This window comes from Azospirillum canadense, assembly GCF_025961225.1.
Taxonomy (GTDB): domain Bacteria; phylum Pseudomonadota; class Alphaproteobacteria; order Azospirillales; family Azospirillaceae; genus Azospirillum; species Azospirillum canadense.
On sequence record NZ_JAOQNG010000005.1, the window covers coordinates 119439 to 134485 of the forward strand.

The window sequence follows — 15047 nt, forward strand, 5'->3', positions numbered from 1 at the left end:
AACGCCGCCGCCGTCCACCACCAACGCATGCCCGTTGACCGTGGCTCATCACGGCGTCGACCGATGATGCCGCGACCACTCCGCCACCACCGTCCGCACGGCGCCGGTCAGGCGGGCCAGGTCCTCCTCGTCGATGGTGAAGGCCGGCGTCAGATACACGATGTTGCGGAACGGACGGACCCACACCCCGGCGTCGAGGAAGCGACGCTTCAGGGCGTTCAGGTCGTCGATGCGGTCCAGCTCGACGACACCGATGGCCCCCATGACGCGCACGTCGCGCACGCCCGGCAGCGCGCGGCAGGGCTCCAGGCCCTCCGCCAGCCGCTGGGCAATGACCGCGACCTGCTCCAACCGCGGCTCCGTCTCGAACAGGTCGAGCGACGCGTTCGCCGCGGCGCAGGCCAGCGGGTTGGCCATGTAGGTCGGGCCGTGCATCAGCGCGTGCCGCGGGTCGTCCGACCAGAAGGCCTCGAACACCGCAGCGCGGGCGACGGTGGCCGCCAGCGCCATGGTGCCGCCGGTCAACGCCTTGGAGAGCGTGACGATGTCCGGCACCACGCCGGCGGCCTCGCAGGCGAACAGGCGGCCGGTGCGCCCGAACCCGGTGAAGATCTCGTCGACGATCAGCAGCAGCCCATGACGGTCGGCGGCGGCGCGCAGGCGGCGCAGCACAGCGGCGTCGTGCATCCGCATGCCGCCGGCGCCCTGGACCAGCGGCTCCACCAGGATGCCCGCCAGCGCGTGCGCGTGCCGCTCCAGCGCCGCCTCGAAGGCGGCGATGCCGGGCTCATCCACCGGGAGGTCGGTGATGACGTGCTGCGGCAGCAGGCCGGCGAACAGGCTGTGCATGCCTTCTTCCGGGTCGCAGACGGCCATGGTGGCGATGGTGTCGCCGTGGTAGCCGCCCGTGAAGGCCAGCATCCGCGTGCGCCCGCGTTCGCCGCGGTTCAACCAGTACTGGGTGGCCATCTTCATGGCCACCTCGACGGCCACCGACCCGCTGTCGCAGAAGAACACCCGCTCCAGGTCGCCCGGCAGCCGCGCGGCCAAGCGCCGGGCCAGCGTCAGCGCCGGCTCGTTGGCCAGGCCGCCGAACATGACGTGCGGCATCGCCTCCAGTTGTCGCGCGACGGCGGCGCGGATGTGCGGGTGGTTGTAGCCGTGGCAGGCGGTCCACCAGCTGGCGATGCCGTCCACCAGCTCCCGCCCGTCGGCGAGATGGAGGCGGGTTCCCGCGGTCCGCACCACCGGAAGCGGCGGTGGCGTGGTTTTCATCGGGGTGTAGGGCAGCCAGACGTGCGGCAAGCCGGCGCCGAGCCAGCCGGGATGCTCAGCGCTCATCGTCGACCATGCCGGCGTTGCTCGGCGCCATGCGCAGCCGGTTCAACAAGCGCATGTCGCGGTCGAACGCCGGGTTGGGCGTGGTCAGCAGCGTCGGGCCGTAGAAGATCGAGTTGGCGCCGGCGAGGAAGCACAAGGCCTGCAGCTCGTCGGTCATGCCCTCGCGTCCGGCCGAGAGGCGGACCATGGAGGCCGGCATGGTGATGCGCGCCACCGCGATGGTGCGCACGAACTCCAGCGGGTCGAGGGCCGCGGCATCGGCCAGCGGCGTGCCCGGCACCTTGACCAGCAGGTTGATCGGCACGCTCTGCGGGTGGGCGGGCAGGGTGGCCAGCGCGTGGATCAGGCCAACACGGTCGCTCGGGTCCTCGCCCATGCCGACGATGCCGCCGGCGCAGACGTGAATGCCAGCGTCGCGCACGGTGGCCAACGTGTCCAGGCGCTCCTGGTAGGTGCGCGTGCTGATGATGCTGGCGTAGTGCTCGGGCGCGGTGTCGAGGTTGTGGTTGTAGCAGTCGAGCCCGGCGGCCTTCAGGCGCCGGGCCTGCGCCGCGTCCAGCATGCCGAGGGTCACGCAGGTCTCCAGGCCCACCGCCTTCACGCCTTCGATCATCGCGCAGACCGCGTCGAGGTCGCGGTCCTTGGGCGAGCGCCAGGCCGCGCCCATGCAGAAGCGGCTGGCGCCGGCGGCCTTGGCCGCCTTGGCCTCGTCGATGACCGTCTGCACCTCCAGCAGCTTGGAGGCGGTCAGGCCGGTGTCGTGGTGGGCGCTCTGCGGGCAGTAGCCGCAATCTTCCGGACAGCCGCCGGTCTTGATCGACAGCAGGGTGGACACCTGGACCTGCGTTGGATCGAAGCGCCGGCGGTGCACCGACTGGGCCTGGAACAGGAGTTCGGGGAAGGGAAGGGCGAACAGCGCGGCGATCTCCGCGCGCGTCCAGTCCTGCCGCACCACGCCGACGGCGTGCGATGCCGTCTCATCGGGCTCGGTCGTGCTGATCAGGGTCATGGCTCATGGATCCGATGCTGGGGTCTGAGGGGAACAGGGCGTCGAAGGCGGGAAGCCGCGCGGCCGCCGCGGCGATGGCGGCATCGCCGAGGTCGGGCAGGGGCGGCACCTCCGCCAGGACGGTGACCTTGCCGAAGCGCTCGATCAGGGCGCGGTTGCCGGGGTTCGCCGGGCCGTTGAGGATCACGCCGGCGACCGGCAGCCCGCGCGCGCGCAGCGCCTCCAGGCTGAGCAGGGTGTGGTTCAGCGTGCCCAGCGTGCTGCGCGCCACCAGCACCACCGGCAGCCGCAAACGGGCGATCACGTCGATGATCATGGTGCTGCCGGTGACCGGCACCATCAGCCCGCCGGCGCCTTCCACCACCAGAGGACGGCCGGCGTCCGGCGGCAGGACCAGGCGCGCGAGATCGATGTCCACCCCCTCCAGCGCGGCCGCCGCCAGCGGGGCGAGCGGCGCGGACAGGGTGTAGGCCGGCGGATGGGTCCGCTCGGGTGACAGGCCGGCCAGGGCGGCGACCGTCGTGGTGTCGTCCGGTTCGCTGGCGACGCCGGTCTGCAGCGGCTTCCAATAGGCGGCGTCCCAGGCGCGGGCGAGGCAGGCGGAGACCACGGTCTTGCCCACCCCCGTGTCGGTCCCGGTGACGAAGACGCCGCGCGGGGGCGCGCCGTCGCGGCGGTACAGGCCGTAGGCGATGTGATGAGTCACGCGCAAGCCCTCGGGCGGGGCGCACAGGCGCAGCACCTGGCGGAGGGCGCCGGGCGGCAGAGGCCGATGAGTCGCACAGGGCAGGGTGGCGCCGATGCCCTTCAGTTCGGCCAGGAAATCCCGCCCGTCCGGGTGGTGGCGCACGAGCCGCTCCTCGGTGACCACACCGGTGCCGCCGGCGGGCCAGAGCCGCGCCAGCGCCGCGGCGGTGGGGTAGGCCGGCACGCCGGCCGTGTAGCCGAGCCGCGTGTGCGCGGCGCGCCATTCGCGGAAGCTGTCGGCGGCCAGGGTGGCGAAAGCGATGTGCCCGCCGGGGGCCAGCAGGGCGGCCCAGCGCGCGAGCGCCGCGCCCGGGTCCTGGAACCACTGGACGGCCAGGCTGGAGCACACGAGGTCAAACCCGCCCGGCGGGGCCGCACAAGGGGTCTCGCCGTCCATGACAAGAAAGCGGGCGTCGGGATCCTCGCCGAAGGCGGCGCGGGCGCGCGCGACCATGGCGGCCGACAGATCGGTGAAGAGCCAGTCCGCCGGGCCGAGCCGCGCGCGCAGGGCGCGGCTGAGGAAGCCGGTGCCGCAGCCGATCTCCAGCACGCGCGGCCGGCGGGGCAGGGGGAGGGTGGCGATGCGCTCGGCGAGGCGGTCGGCCACCGCCCGCTGCACCGCGGCGTGATCCTCGTAGCGCGCGGCCGCCCGGCCGAAGGCCGACACGATGGCGTCCTGGCGCGTCCCGGTCATCGGGTGGTCTCCAATTCCGCGGCCCAGGCGGCGATGCGTTCGGCGCACCACGCCGACGCCGTCTGCGGCAGCAGGTGTCCACCCTCCGCGTGCCAGTTCAGAGGAAGGCCCGCGAAGGCCCGCTCCGTCATCGCCGGCGGCACGATGGGATCGCCGCGTCCGGCGAGGGCGCGCAGAGGGGCGCGCAGGGCCGGGCGGGCGTCCCAATCGCGCAAGGCTCGCAAGTCCACAGCGAGGCGTTCGGCGTCGCAGGGCGCCGCCGGGGCGCCACAGCCGCAGCGCCGGCGGAACTCATCCAGCACCGCGGTGGGCGCGGCGTCGAAGCGCGCGATCATCCGGTCGAGCACGCGGCGTGGCGTGGCCGGCGCGTATCCCGGGCCTTCCGTGAAGCGCGGGAAGCCATTGATGGCGATCAGGCCGTCCCAGGCGAACGGCGCCTCGTGCAACAGCCAGAGCACGCCAAAGGAATGGCCAACCGCCACCACCGGCCGCCCGGCCGGCAGCGCCGGCACCACGGGAGGCCCGAAGTAGCCGAGGTCCACCGCCGCGCTGTCGCCTCTGGACAGGTGGGCGCGGACGCCGTCCCACAGGTCGGGCCCGAACCCCCAGCCGTGCACGAAAACGAACAGGGGCGCCGTCATGCCACGCTCCAGGCGGCGGTGATCGCGGCGATCAGCGTGTCGATGTCGGCGTCCGTGTGGGCGGCGGACAGGGCGAAGCGGATGCGGCTGGTGCCCGGCGGCACGGTCGGCGGGCGGATGGCGACGCCGAGGACTCCCGCGTCCTCCAGCCGCCGCCCGAGGTCCAGCGCCGCCCGCTCAGCGCCCACGATCGCCGGGACGATCTGCGTGCTCGATGCGCCGGTGTCGAGGCCGAGCCCGCGCAAGGCGGCGCGCAGCTGTTCGGCGTTGGCCTGCAGGCGGTCGCGTTCGGCGTCGAGAGTGGGGAGCAGGTCGAGTGCGGCGTCCATCGCCCCGAGCACGGCCGGCGGCAGAGCGGTGGTGTAGAGGAAGCCGCCGCAGCGGTTGCTCAGCCAGTCGCACAGCGCGCGCGAGCCCGCGACGTAGGCGCCGAACCCCCCGAGCGCCTTGCTGAAGGTGCCCATCACCAGATCGACGCGCCCCGCCGCGAGGCCGGACAGGCCCATGCCGCGGGGGCCGAGCACGCCCGTTGCGTGGGCTTCGTCGAGCATCAGGAAGGCGCCATGGCGGTCGGCGATGTCGGCCAGGGCGGCGACGTCGGCGCGGTCGCCGTCCATGCTGAACACGCTTTCGGTGATGATGAAGCGGCGGCCCGGCTGCCCGGCCCGCTGCGTCAGCAACCGGTCCAGGTGGTCGAGGTCGTTGTGGCGGAAGCGGATCTGAGGCACGCCGGCGGCGGCGCAGCCGTGGTGCAGACTGGCGTGGTTCAGCCGGTCGGTGAAGACCAGCGCCGCGCCGCCGAGCGTGTCGTGGTCGAACAAAGCGGGCAGCAGGGCGGCGTTCGCCTGCCAGCCGGAATTGAACAGCAGCGCCGCCTCGGTCCCCTTCAGCCGGGCGATTTTCGCCTCGACCTCGGCGTGAAGCTCCAGCGTGCCGCAAATCAGCCGCGACGCCCCCGACCCGGCGCCCCAGCGGCGGGCCCAGGCGCAACTCCGCTCGATCAGCAGCGGGTGTCTGCACAGGCCCAGGTAATCGTTGCCGGAAAAGTTGAGCAATATCCGGCCATCCCGGACGATGCGGCCGCGGTCCGTCGGCTGCCCCGGGCGCAGCGCGCGGCGGGCGTGCCGGTGGTCGAGGGTGTCGAGATGCGACTGGAAGAGGTGGTCAAAGCGGGACATCGGAAATGGCACCCACCAATCAGAATCGCGCCGACGGGTCCAGCGACACGCCACGCGGTCGGCGCGGGAGCGCGGCGCGATCAACGCCGGCCGGCCGGCGCGGCGACGGCACAGCGGCTGATTGGGAATGAGGAAGGAGGCCTTATGGACCGCTGACGCGCGAGTCCGCGGCGCCCGTTGGAACGACAGAGAACGTGTCACGGCCGCTATGGTTGGCTGTTGTCTGGCTCACCGACGCGGATGCGGAAGTCGTGGCGGCCGTCGTCGTGGGCGGTCACGTCGTAGGTGAGGCGGTCCGCGATGCGGTTGTCGGGATGAAACGTCACGACACGCGGTTTGAGGGTCGCCAGCTCCGTGGGCTGGCAGTACCAGGACGCCGCGATGATGACATCGTCCCCTGGCTGGCAGGTGCGCGCCGCCGCGCCGTTCAGCACGCAGCACCGGGAGCCGCGTTCGCCGAAAATGACGTAGGTGCTGATACGGGCACCGGAGTTGCGGTTCCAGATCTCCACAAACTCCAGGGGATAGAGGCCAACCGCGTCGCAGTGGTCCGGATCGAGCGTGATGGAGCCGTGGTAGTTCAGGTTGGCGTCGGTGACGTGGATGCCGTGGAGCTTGGCGCGAACCACCTTGATCATGGCGCCGTCTCCGGGACGGGCGCTTTGCTAGGGGCGGCGAACACATGCTCCGGGCCCGGGAAGCGGCGGTGTCGGACGTCCTCCGCGAAGGCCGATGCGGCTTGGCTGACGGTCGGGCCGAGCTCGGCGTAGCGGCGCACGAACTTCGGCGTGAAATCGGTGAAGAGGCCAAGCAGATCGTCGGTCACCAGTACCTGGCCGTCGCAAGCGACGGACGCGCCGATGCCGATGGTCGGGACGGCCACCGCCGCCGTAATGCGGTCGGCCAATGGCTCCATCACGCCCTCGATCACCAGCGCGAAGGCGTCGGCGTCGGCAATGGCCTGGGCGTCGGCCAGAATGCGCTCGCCTTCGTCCACGCTGCGGCCGCGCGCGCGGAAGCCGCCGAGCGTGTTGACCGACTGCGGGGTCAGCCCGATATGACCCATGACCGGCACGCCGCGCGCGGTCAGATAGGCGACCGTCTCGGCCATCTCCACACCGCCCTCCAGCTTCACCGCCGCGCACCCCGTCTCCGCCAGGACGCGGGCGGCGTTGCGGAAGGCCTGCTGCGGCGATTCCTGGTAACTGCCAAACGGCAGATCGACAACCACGCAGGCCTGCGTCGAGCCGCGGACCACGGCCGCGCCGTGCGCGATCATCAGGTCGAGCGTCACCGGCAACGTGCTGTCGAAGCCGTACAGCACCATGCCTAGGCTGTCGCCGACCAGCAGCACGTCGACATGCGGGTCCAGCAGCTTGGCGAGGGATGCCGAATAAGCGGTCAGGCACACGATGGGCTCACCGCCCTTGCGCGCGGCAAGGGTGGTGATGGTGGTGCGCTTGGCCAGCGCCGTTGCACTCATTGTTGCTCCTCAGATGCAAATCGCTCTCGGGATGAACCGTGGGATCAGCGTGGCTGCCAGAACAAAGAACGGGCCGAGTGCGGGGACGACCAACGAAGGCGATGTTCGTCACGGGTCAAGGCGTCATACCTGAGCATGCGCGCGACGGCAATTAAATAATGAACGACGCCGATGAATACTAATATCCAAGAACGACACAGCGCACTCTGTGGAATATTGTTGCTGCGCTTTGGAATCGCGATGCAGACTGCCAGTCTTCTCCGTGTTGAGGGGTGAGCCCGCTATGTGAGAAGAACGGATGTTGGTGGCGTAACTTTTTCAAATGGCTGGTCCGCCGGCGAAGTTCGGCCGGCCGGTGAGGGCGTAAGAAAAGGACTGATGGGTCGAATGGCCGTTGTGGCGGCCCAGAGCGAGCGAAAACCGTTGGTCACCTTGCGGAAGAAGCTGCTGCAGCGCAGAAGCTGCTGCAGCGCGTGCGCCCTTTGTCCCACCCCGTGTACACGCACTGGAACAGGCGGCCGAGATATTTCACCGTCGGCACCGACTGGCTGGCGCTGTCCGACCCCTCGCTCGCTCTCAGCCGCGTGGTCGCGTCGGCCAGGGTTGTGAACGGGAGCACTGTGATCGACCTGCGTCCGGGCGTGAGCGTCACCATCGTCGGCCAGACCGGCGACGTCGCCCGCTGGTTCGGCTGACGTGGAGCGGCCCGTCTGCCGTGATAGGAGGCGCGCTCGCGCAAGGCGATGCTCGGGGGCAAGAGACAGCTTTATCGTCGAGTGGGGTGGACGGATGTGAGCCGTCGCGCCTGGAGGAGCAAACAGTGGCGGGTGCACGCCCCCGCAACCAAATTCACTACCCCCCATCGCCTGCACCCGCTCACCGACACGCCGGGTCGCGATGCCACCGATCCAGGCTTCCTAGATAACCGCGGCCAGAGCGCGCTCGGTGGTCTTGCGCGGCTCCAGGAAGGGCGGGAAGTGCAGCTTCGAACACCGTGCTGGGCCTTGGCGGCACACCGCCTTCTCGCCGGTGCTGCGCGCCCGGCGCACCCACACGATCGCCTTCGCAATGCCAATCTGGTAGCGCGCCACGGCTTGCTGAGTCGAGTGGCCAGCCGCCACCGCCTTCAACACGCGATCCCGCAAACCCTGGCTGTAGGCTCGGGCCCTGCAGTTCCTCCATCCGTCATGGAGGGTGAATCACGCAGCCCAGCCGCCGTAAATTCCTTCCGAAGCAGTAGCCCTCTCCACGGGCTCCAACGCAATCTCTGGTGTACCGTGTGGCGCGAGTGAGGCCAGTACATAGTCCGGCTGATCGCGAGTAGCTTCTCGCTGTCCTCGATCCGCCCCAAAGCTGCACGACCAACGTCAAATCTGGTTTGACTCCTATTAATGTATGCATTACAAGATCAGTAGAAAAATTTAATGGCGATCCGCTGCCTCAACGTCGTTGGGATGGATATCTGCCACTTGGTATCCGTCCGGTCTGCGTACGATAAACGGCTTGCTGAATTTCATGGCTCAATAATAGGCGCTGCACGATAAGCAACCGTGAAATTGTCAATGAGTTTCAACGTGACAGACTGAAGGATCCTGCGAAACGAGTCCCCCTGATCGGGGTGATAAGTTGGTGTCTTTAGTAGACAAACGACGGTATTGACAGGGTTGTCTATACGTGTGGCAAACGTGTAAGGGGGAGTTATGAGCAAGCCGCTTACGTTCATGTCTTGGATAAAGGACACTATGAAGTGGCTCTTCTTAGATTTTCCGAACCAGCTTGACGATGAGGCGCGCGCCCAACAGCAGGTCAACAATGCTCGGTTGAGGAGCTGCAATATATATCCCGAGATGCCATTTATGTAGCTTTGGACTGCCCGCAAGCGTGTCAGTGGGTTGAAGCGCGCATAAATTTGTCGCGTTCATTGGGACGGGGCGCTGAGGCGCTCCGGATAGGTGAGTGACGTGTCCCCATCGCTGGAGAGGCATATGGACTATGATCTCAACTGCTACGTAACCGTTTCGCGTTCCGAGGCAATGCAAGATGATCAACAATTCATAAAATTTGTGCAGGAGCTAGAAGAGTACCTGAAGAAAAACGGGACATCATATGCGGTGGTTTCTCGAAGCGTTAAGAAAGGAGAAGAAATATACCGTAATGTTCATTTGATTTGATGGGGTTTAACTCGCCTCGTCAGAGTAGCGTGTGGGTATGATCGCCCGCTCCAGGTGGCACAATAAATTGATCAAGGAGCGAGGTATGCTCATGAACACGATACGTGGAAAGATGATGGCGACGTTGACCGTCATGCTGGTCATGATCCTCGTTCAAAGCGGCGTTGCTATCATTTCACTGGCTTCTGTGCGGAGAACGGCGACTGAAATTGAGGAAAAGTGGTTGCCGAACACCCAGTCTTTGGCGCTGCTCGACGCCGCACTCAACGAAATCCGCGCACAGGAAGCCATGCATATTATGGAGAGTGGCAGCGACGGGATGGCCGCTCTGGAGGAGCACTTGGGTGAGCGGCTGCTCGAAATTCCCGGTCTCGTCGATCGCTTTAGTTCGGACAGTAACCTGGGGTATCATGCCTCGGCGTTCATTGCAAAGTGGCGTGACTTCCTTCCTGCGCATCAGATGATGCTGCAGTATTCTCGTAAGCTTCAAAAAGAAGAGGCTCTGGTCATATTTGAAGGAAAGGTCAAAAAAGCGTTTCAGGCCGTGTCCGATGTGCTCGATGGGATGCGTATGGCGAACCTCGATGGCGGGATTGAGGCCACACGATTAGCTAACAGAATTTTCGAGAAATCGCGAATCTACATGATGGCAGCGGTGCTTCTCAGCAGTATTTTGGCTCTTGTACTCGTGCTTGTGACTGATCGAGATGTGGCTAATCCTTTGCGGCAAATTGTAAAAACCATGAAATTGCTGACGTCCGGAGAGATGAATGCTGAGCCGTTAAAGACCGGCCAGAAGGGCGAGATTGGTGATCTGGCTGCGGCTGTCATCGCTTTTAGGAAGAGTCTTGTCGAGGCGAGCGGCCTGCGCGCCGCCCAGGAAACCCACGCGCGCCAAATGGCGGTGGAGCGACGGCAGTTGCTTCTCTCAATGGCGGAGCGACTCGAAGAGCAAGTTGAAAGTGTGGTGAAAGAGGTTGCTGCGGCCGCGTCAGAAACGGAGGCGACGGCACGGCGCATGGGGGAAACGGTCAAGCGCACGATTGAGCAAGCGGCTGAGGTGTCGGCGGAGGCGAGGCAGTCTTCATCAAACGTTCAAGCGGTTGCTTTGGCTGCGGAGCAGTTGTCAGCGTCCATTGTCGAGATCGGGGATCATGTGCATCGATCGGCGAAGACAACCGAAGCTATGGTCGCAAAAGGAGAAAATACTAGCCAAATTGTAATCACGCTTGATGGTGCAGCTCAGAGGATTGGGGAAGTCGTCAATCTGATTCAGGGTATCGCCGCTCAAACCAATCTGCTCGCGCTCAATGCTGCTATAGAAGCAGCGCGGGCGGGGGAATCTGGGAAGGGATTTGCGGTGGTCGCCGGCGAGGTGAAGCAACTCGCTATGCAAGCGAGCGCTGCCACTAGTGTGATTGGGGAGCAAATCGACCTTATTCAGGTGATCACAGCAAGCGCGAGTAAGGCTATCCGCGATATCATCCAATCGATCACGGATGTGAACTATAGTGCCAAGGCGATCTCCGCTGCGGTTGAACAACAACGTGCTGCTACGGCCGGTATAGCGCAGAGCGCTGAGATCGTCGCGTTCACCGCTCATGCAGTAGCTACCAATATCAGAGACGTTACTGAATCGGTCACCAATATTGGGTGCGCTTCTGTGGGCTTCGTGGACGATGCTCAGAAACTCACGACTACGGCCGGGTCGCTGAAAGGGTATGTGGATTCTTTCATTGCAACCGTCCGCGCATAAACGTGAACCGTCTGGACAATGAAGCATTCGGTTGTTGTGGAACGAAATATGGAGCGGGACTTGCTCAATAGTATCGTCCCTGTCTTTGCTATGCGCGCGACTATTGGTGATCGTAATTCCACCGACCAGGCATGTTACGGCACGGCGCAGGGCGACATCCTGCTTGCACAGTTTGAATGACGTTACCATGGAGGTGTTCTTGTCTTTCACTATTGATCTGACCGATCGCGCCGCGCTGGTAACCGGAGCGTCGAGCGGCCTGGGGCGGCATTTCGCGCAGGTGCTGGCGCGCGCCGGCGCCAAGGTGGCGCTGGCGGCGCGGCGTGTCGACAGCCTTGAGCTCGTGTGCGAGGACATTGTCCGCGACGGTGGTGAGGCGGTGGCCGTGCCGATGGACGTCACCAACGCCGCTTCGGTGCGGGAGGCTGTGGCCGCCGCCGCCGAGGGCTTGGGCGGGCTGGACATCCTGGTCAACAACGCGGGCACCACGCTGGTCACACCGGTCCTCGACATCGAGGAGGCGGAGTGGGACGGCGTGCTCGACACCAACCTCAAGGGCTGTTTCCTGGTGGCGCAGCAGGCGGCGCGCACCATGCGCGAGCGCGAGCGCGGCGCCAGCATCGTCAACGTCGCCTCGATCCTCGGTTTGCGCGTGGCCGGGCAACTCGCGCCGTACGTCACCTCCAAGGCCGGGCTGATCCAGCTGACCAAGGCGATGGCGCTGGAGCTGGCGCGGCACCGCATCCGCGTCAACGCGCTGTGCCCCGGCTACATCGAGACCGATCTCAACCGCGAGTTCTTCGCCTCGGAGGCGGGGCGGGCGCTGATTAAGCGCGTGCCACAGCGCCGGCTCGGCCAGCTGGAGGAGCTGGACGGGGCGCTGCTGCTGCTGTGCTCCGACGCGTCGTCTTTCATGACCGGCTCGGTGATCGCCGCCGACGGCGGGCATCTGGTCAGTTCGCTGTGATTCTCTTCGTCCGTCCGCCCCGCGAAAGCGGGGCGGACGGACGAAGAGGATTCCGGAGCACCCTATAACAAGGAAAAGCATCCATGGACTTTGCCCTGTCGCCCGAGATCGACGACTACCGCCGGCGCGTGCGCGCCTTCGTGAATGACGAGATCCTCCCGGTCGAGGCGGACCGCACCAACTGGGACGAACACGGGATGATCGCGCTCTCGGCGCTGGAGACGCTGCGCACCAAGGCGAAGGCGGCTGGGCTGTGGGCCTTGCAGATGCCGAAGGCGCGCGGCGGGCAGGGGCTGCCGGTGGTCGGCATGGCGGCCTGCTACGAGGAGATGAACCGCTCGATCTTCGGACCGGTGTGCTTCAACTCCTCGGCGCCGGACGACGGCAACATGATGGTGCTCAACAAGGTCGGCACTGAGGCGCAGAAGGAGCGCTGGCTGCAGCCGATCATCGACGGCAAGGTGCGCTCTGCTTTCGCCATGACCGAGCCGCACCCGGGCGGCGGCTCCGACCCCTCAATGATGCTCACCAAGGCCGAGCGCAAGGGCGACCGATGGGTGGTGCACGGGCGCAAGTGGTTCATCACCGGGGCCGAGGGGGCGCAGCACTTCATCCTGATCGTCCGCACCTCCGACGACAAGCGCAAGGGTCTGACCGCCTTTCTGTTCGACAAGGACCAGCCGGGCTGGGAACTCGTGCGCCGCATCCCGATCATGGGGCCGGAGGAGCATGGTGGACACTGCGAACTGGTGTTCGACGGGCTGGAGATCCCGGACGAGAACGTGCTGATGAACGTCGGCGACGGGCTGAAGGTGACGCAGATCCGCCTGGGGCCGGCGCGACTCACCCACTGCATGCGCTGGACCGGTCTCGCCAAGCGCTGCCTGGAGATCGCCGGGGCGTACGTTAAGGAGCGCCAGAGCTTCGGCATCCCGCTGGCGCAGCGCGAGGGCGTGCAGTGGATGCTCGGCGATGCGGCGATGCAGATCGAGCTGGGCCGGCTCATGATCATGAAGGCGGCCTGGAAGCTGGACCAGGGCGGCTTCGCCAAGAAGGAATTGTCGATGGCCAAGGTGCTGTTGGCCGACACGCTGTTCAAGGCGGCGGACACGGCCATCCAGCTGTGCGGCGCGCGCGGCTATTCCAAGGACACGGTGCTGGAGTGGATCTACCGCTACGCCCGCCAAGCCAAGCTGGTCGACGGCGCGTCCGAGGTGCACAAGATGGTGCTCAGCGACTTCTACCTGAAGGAAGGCGACGGGTTCTGGCAATGGGGCTGATCAACGACGGTAGCCAACCACGCCTTGAGGCGTGGTTGGCGGAGCAACTGGGTGCAAGGCGCGTCAGCGTCGAGGACGTCACCCGGCTGAGCGGCGGCGCCATTTCGGAAAACTTGGCCCTGACGCTGGCTGTACAAGGCGGGCGGCTGGACGGGCGGAACGCGGTGGTGCTGCGCGCGGCGCCGCCCATGGAGGTCTCGGCCAGCCTGAACAAGGCGCAGGAGTTCGCCGTGCTGCGCGCCGCCTTCGCGGCCGGCGTGGCAGCGCCGGAGCCAATTGTGGCGTGCGAGGATACGGGGCTGCTCGGCCGCGCCTTCTACGTCATGCGCCGGGCCGAGGGGGTCGCCGCTGGCTTCCGCGTGGTCAAGACCGACACGCCGCAGCACGGGCTGGCCCGCGAACTCGGGCGGCAACTGGGCAAGCTGCACTGTGTGCGGCCGGGCACGCCGGGGCTGGACTTCCTGCCGCGGCCGGAGCACGGGCCGGCGCGAGACGCCGCGCGGCTGTACCGGGAATGGGCCGGCGCCGCGGCGGAGCGCGACCCGGTGCTTTCCTACGGGCTGCGCTGGCTGGAGGTCAACGCGCCGCCGGCCAGCGAGGTGGTGCTGTGCCACCGCGACTACCGCACCGGCAACTACCTGGTGAAGGGCGGCCAGCTGACGGCGATCCTCGACTGGGAGTTTGCCGGCTGGTCCGACCCGATGGAAGACCTTGGCTGGTTCTGCGCGCGCTCCTGGCGCTTTGGGCGGTTCGACCGCGAGGCGGGGGGCATCGCCGACCGCGCCGACCTCTACGCCGGCTACGAGGAGACTGCGGGGCGCCGGGTTGATCCGGCGCGGGTGGCGTACTGGGAGGCGTCTGCCTACTTGCGCTGGGCCGCCATCGCTATCCAGCAGGGGCGCCGCCACATCTCCGGCACGGAACCGTCGCTGGAATTGGCGCTGACCGGCCGCATGCTCCCGGAGATCGAGCACGACCTGCTTCTGCACCTGGATTCCCTGGAGGAAACATGAGCATCGACCAGCCGGATGCCTGCGGACTTGTGGAGATCGCGCTGAAGACCTTCCGCGAGGTGGTGCTGTCCGCCGCGTCGGCGGAGCAGCGCTTCCCGGCGCTGATGATCGCCAACGCGCTGTCCATCGCAGAGCGCGAGCTGAAGGGCGCCGCCGACCCGGCCGCAGCGCTGAGGCGCCTGCTGGGTGAGGAGGGCGACGCCGATACGCTGTTGCGTCGGCTGTGCGAGGCGATCGCCGAGGGGCGGTTTGACGGACGGACGGACCTGCGCCCGGTGCTGTGGGAGATCACCCGGGCACGCCTCGCCGTGTCCAATCCGAAGTACCTTCAGAATTAGGGCACGGCGGCAGCGGTGGCGGGCATCATCAGGGGCCGGTTTGTACGCCAGTTCGCAAAGCGCCGCCAATTCCGCATCCGCCCACCACGCTGGCGGGCCTGCTGCCCGGGGTTGTCGCCGGTCAGCCGCTTGAGGGTGGCGAAGGCGCTCTCGAACGCGGCGAGACCGCCCATGTAGGGCTCGAGCAAGGCGGCGTCGGCGGTGAGCAGGAGGTCGCGCAGGCCGGTCTGCTGGTCGGCCATGGCGGCCATCTGGTGGCTGGCGTCCTCCAGCACCTCATAGCTGTGCGCGGTCCAGCCGTTGCTGGTCTGGAGGAAGCTCAGCGTGCGGAAACTGATAACGCTGACGCCCGCCGCCATCAGGATGATGGCGGCAAACGCGATTGTCGACTTCTGCGCAATGCGCAGCCTCATGAACCAAGTCATGTCC

Annotated in this window: 15 protein-coding genes and 1 pseudogene; 7 read left to right on the forward strand and 9 right to left on the reverse strand. The window is 66.8% G+C overall.

Translation table 11 applies throughout. The annotated features are described in order from the left end of the window. Nucleotides 1–48 precede the first annotated feature (48 nt). The 7 genes from M2351_RS25210 to panB form a co-directional block, all read right to left on the reverse strand. Entirely contained in the window at nucleotides 49–1341 is a 1293-nt protein-coding gene (locus M2351_RS25210; RefSeq protein ID WP_264658815.1) for an adenosylmethionine--8-amino-7-oxononanoate transaminase, read from the reverse strand. Then, nucleotides 1331–2350, reverse strand: coding sequence for a biotin synthase BioB (gene bioB / locus M2351_RS25215; protein WP_264658816.1), 1020 nt, complete (start codon nucleotides 2348–2350; stop codon nucleotides 1331–1333). Before bioB ends, M2351_RS25210 begins: the two co-directional genes overlap by 11 nt. Then, on the reverse strand, nucleotides 2319–3791 hold the full coding sequence (bioD, locus tag M2351_RS25220; RefSeq protein ID WP_264658817.1) for a dethiobiotin synthase: 1473 nt from the start codon (nucleotides 3789–3791) through the stop codon (nucleotides 2319–2321). Before bioD ends, bioB begins: the two co-directional genes overlap by 32 nt. Further along, a complete protein-coding gene (locus M2351_RS25225; protein WP_264658818.1) occupies nucleotides 3788–4432 on the reverse strand; it encodes an alpha/beta fold hydrolase in 645 nt (214 codons plus the stop codon). Before M2351_RS25225 ends, bioD begins: the two co-directional genes overlap by 4 nt. Continuing rightward, the gene (gene bioF / locus M2351_RS25230) at nucleotides 4429–5610 is read right to left on the reverse strand and encodes an 8-amino-7-oxononanoate synthase (protein WP_264658819.1); all 1182 of its coding nucleotides are present in this window, start codon (nucleotides 5608–5610) and stop codon (nucleotides 4429–4431) included. The genes M2351_RS25225 and bioF overlap by 4 nt, the downstream gene beginning before the upstream one ends. Before the next feature lie 206 nt (nucleotides 5611–5816). Next, on the reverse strand, nucleotides 5817–6248 hold the full coding sequence (gene panD / locus M2351_RS25235) for an aspartate 1-decarboxylase (RefSeq protein WP_264658820.1): 432 nt from the start codon (nucleotides 6246–6248) through the stop codon (nucleotides 5817–5819). Further along, entirely contained in the window at nucleotides 6245–7093 is an 849-nt protein-coding gene (gene panB / locus M2351_RS25240; RefSeq protein WP_264658821.1) for a 3-methyl-2-oxobutanoate hydroxymethyltransferase, read from the reverse strand. Before panB ends, panD begins: the two co-directional genes overlap by 4 nt. A gap of 473 nt (nucleotides 7094–7566) precedes the next feature. Between panB and M2351_RS25245 the strand changes: the two genes are divergently transcribed. Beyond that, entirely contained in the window at nucleotides 7567–7788 is a 222-nt protein-coding gene (locus M2351_RS25245) for a hypothetical protein (protein ID WP_264658822.1), read from the forward strand. A 222-nt stretch (nucleotides 7789–8010) separates the two neighbouring features. Here M2351_RS25245 and M2351_RS25250 read toward each other — a convergent pair. After that, nucleotides 8011–8241: pseudogene (locus tag M2351_RS25250) on the reverse strand (hypothetical protein); the annotation flags it as partial. An 837-nt stretch (nucleotides 8242–9078) separates the two neighbouring features. On the opposite strand from M2351_RS25250, the gene M2351_RS25255 reads away from it, so the two are divergent. The 6 genes from M2351_RS25255 to M2351_RS25280 all read left to right on the forward strand — a co-directional run bounded on the left by M2351_RS25255 (nucleotide 9079) and on the right by M2351_RS25280 (nucleotide 14618). After that, nucleotides 9079–9264, forward strand: a complete 186-nt coding sequence (locus tag M2351_RS25255) for a hypothetical protein (protein ID WP_264658823.1) — start codon at nucleotides 9079–9081, stop codon at nucleotides 9262–9264. 85 nt (nucleotides 9265–9349) lie between these two features. Next, nucleotides 9350–11020 carry a methyl-accepting chemotaxis protein gene (locus M2351_RS25260; protein ID WP_264658824.1) on the forward strand — a complete coding sequence of 557 codons (1671 nt, stop codon included), beginning with the start codon at nucleotides 9350–9352 and terminating at the stop codon, nucleotides 11018–11020. A 193-nt stretch (nucleotides 11021–11213) separates the two neighbouring features. After that, the gene (locus M2351_RS25265) at nucleotides 11214–11987 is read left to right on the forward strand and encodes an SDR family NAD(P)-dependent oxidoreductase (protein WP_319801926.1); all 774 of its coding nucleotides are present in this window, start codon (nucleotides 11214–11216) and stop codon (nucleotides 11985–11987) included. An 83-nt stretch (nucleotides 11988–12070) separates the two neighbouring features. Continuing rightward, nucleotides 12071–13267, forward strand: coding sequence for an acyl-CoA dehydrogenase family protein (locus tag M2351_RS25270; RefSeq protein WP_264658826.1), 1197 nt, complete (start codon nucleotides 12071–12073; stop codon nucleotides 13265–13267). Continuing rightward, nucleotides 13258–14280: a phosphotransferase family protein gene (locus M2351_RS25275; protein WP_264658827.1), complete on the forward strand. Its 1023-nt coding sequence runs from the start codon at nucleotides 13258–13260 to the stop codon at nucleotides 14278–14280. Before M2351_RS25270 ends, M2351_RS25275 begins: the two co-directional genes overlap by 10 nt. After that, nucleotides 14277–14618 carry a DUF6285 domain-containing protein gene (locus M2351_RS25280; RefSeq protein WP_264658828.1) on the forward strand — a complete coding sequence of 114 codons (342 nt, stop codon included), beginning with the start codon at nucleotides 14277–14279 and terminating at the stop codon, nucleotides 14616–14618. Before M2351_RS25275 ends, M2351_RS25280 begins: the two co-directional genes overlap by 4 nt. Here M2351_RS25280 and M2351_RS25285 read toward each other — a convergent pair. Then, nucleotides 14615–15031, reverse strand: a complete 417-nt coding sequence (locus M2351_RS25285) for a CHASE3 domain-containing protein (RefSeq protein ID WP_264658829.1) — start codon at nucleotides 15029–15031, stop codon at nucleotides 14615–14617. The two genes, M2351_RS25280 and M2351_RS25285, sit on opposite strands and share 4 nt — an antisense overlap. Nucleotides 15032–15047: the final 16 nt, after the last annotated feature.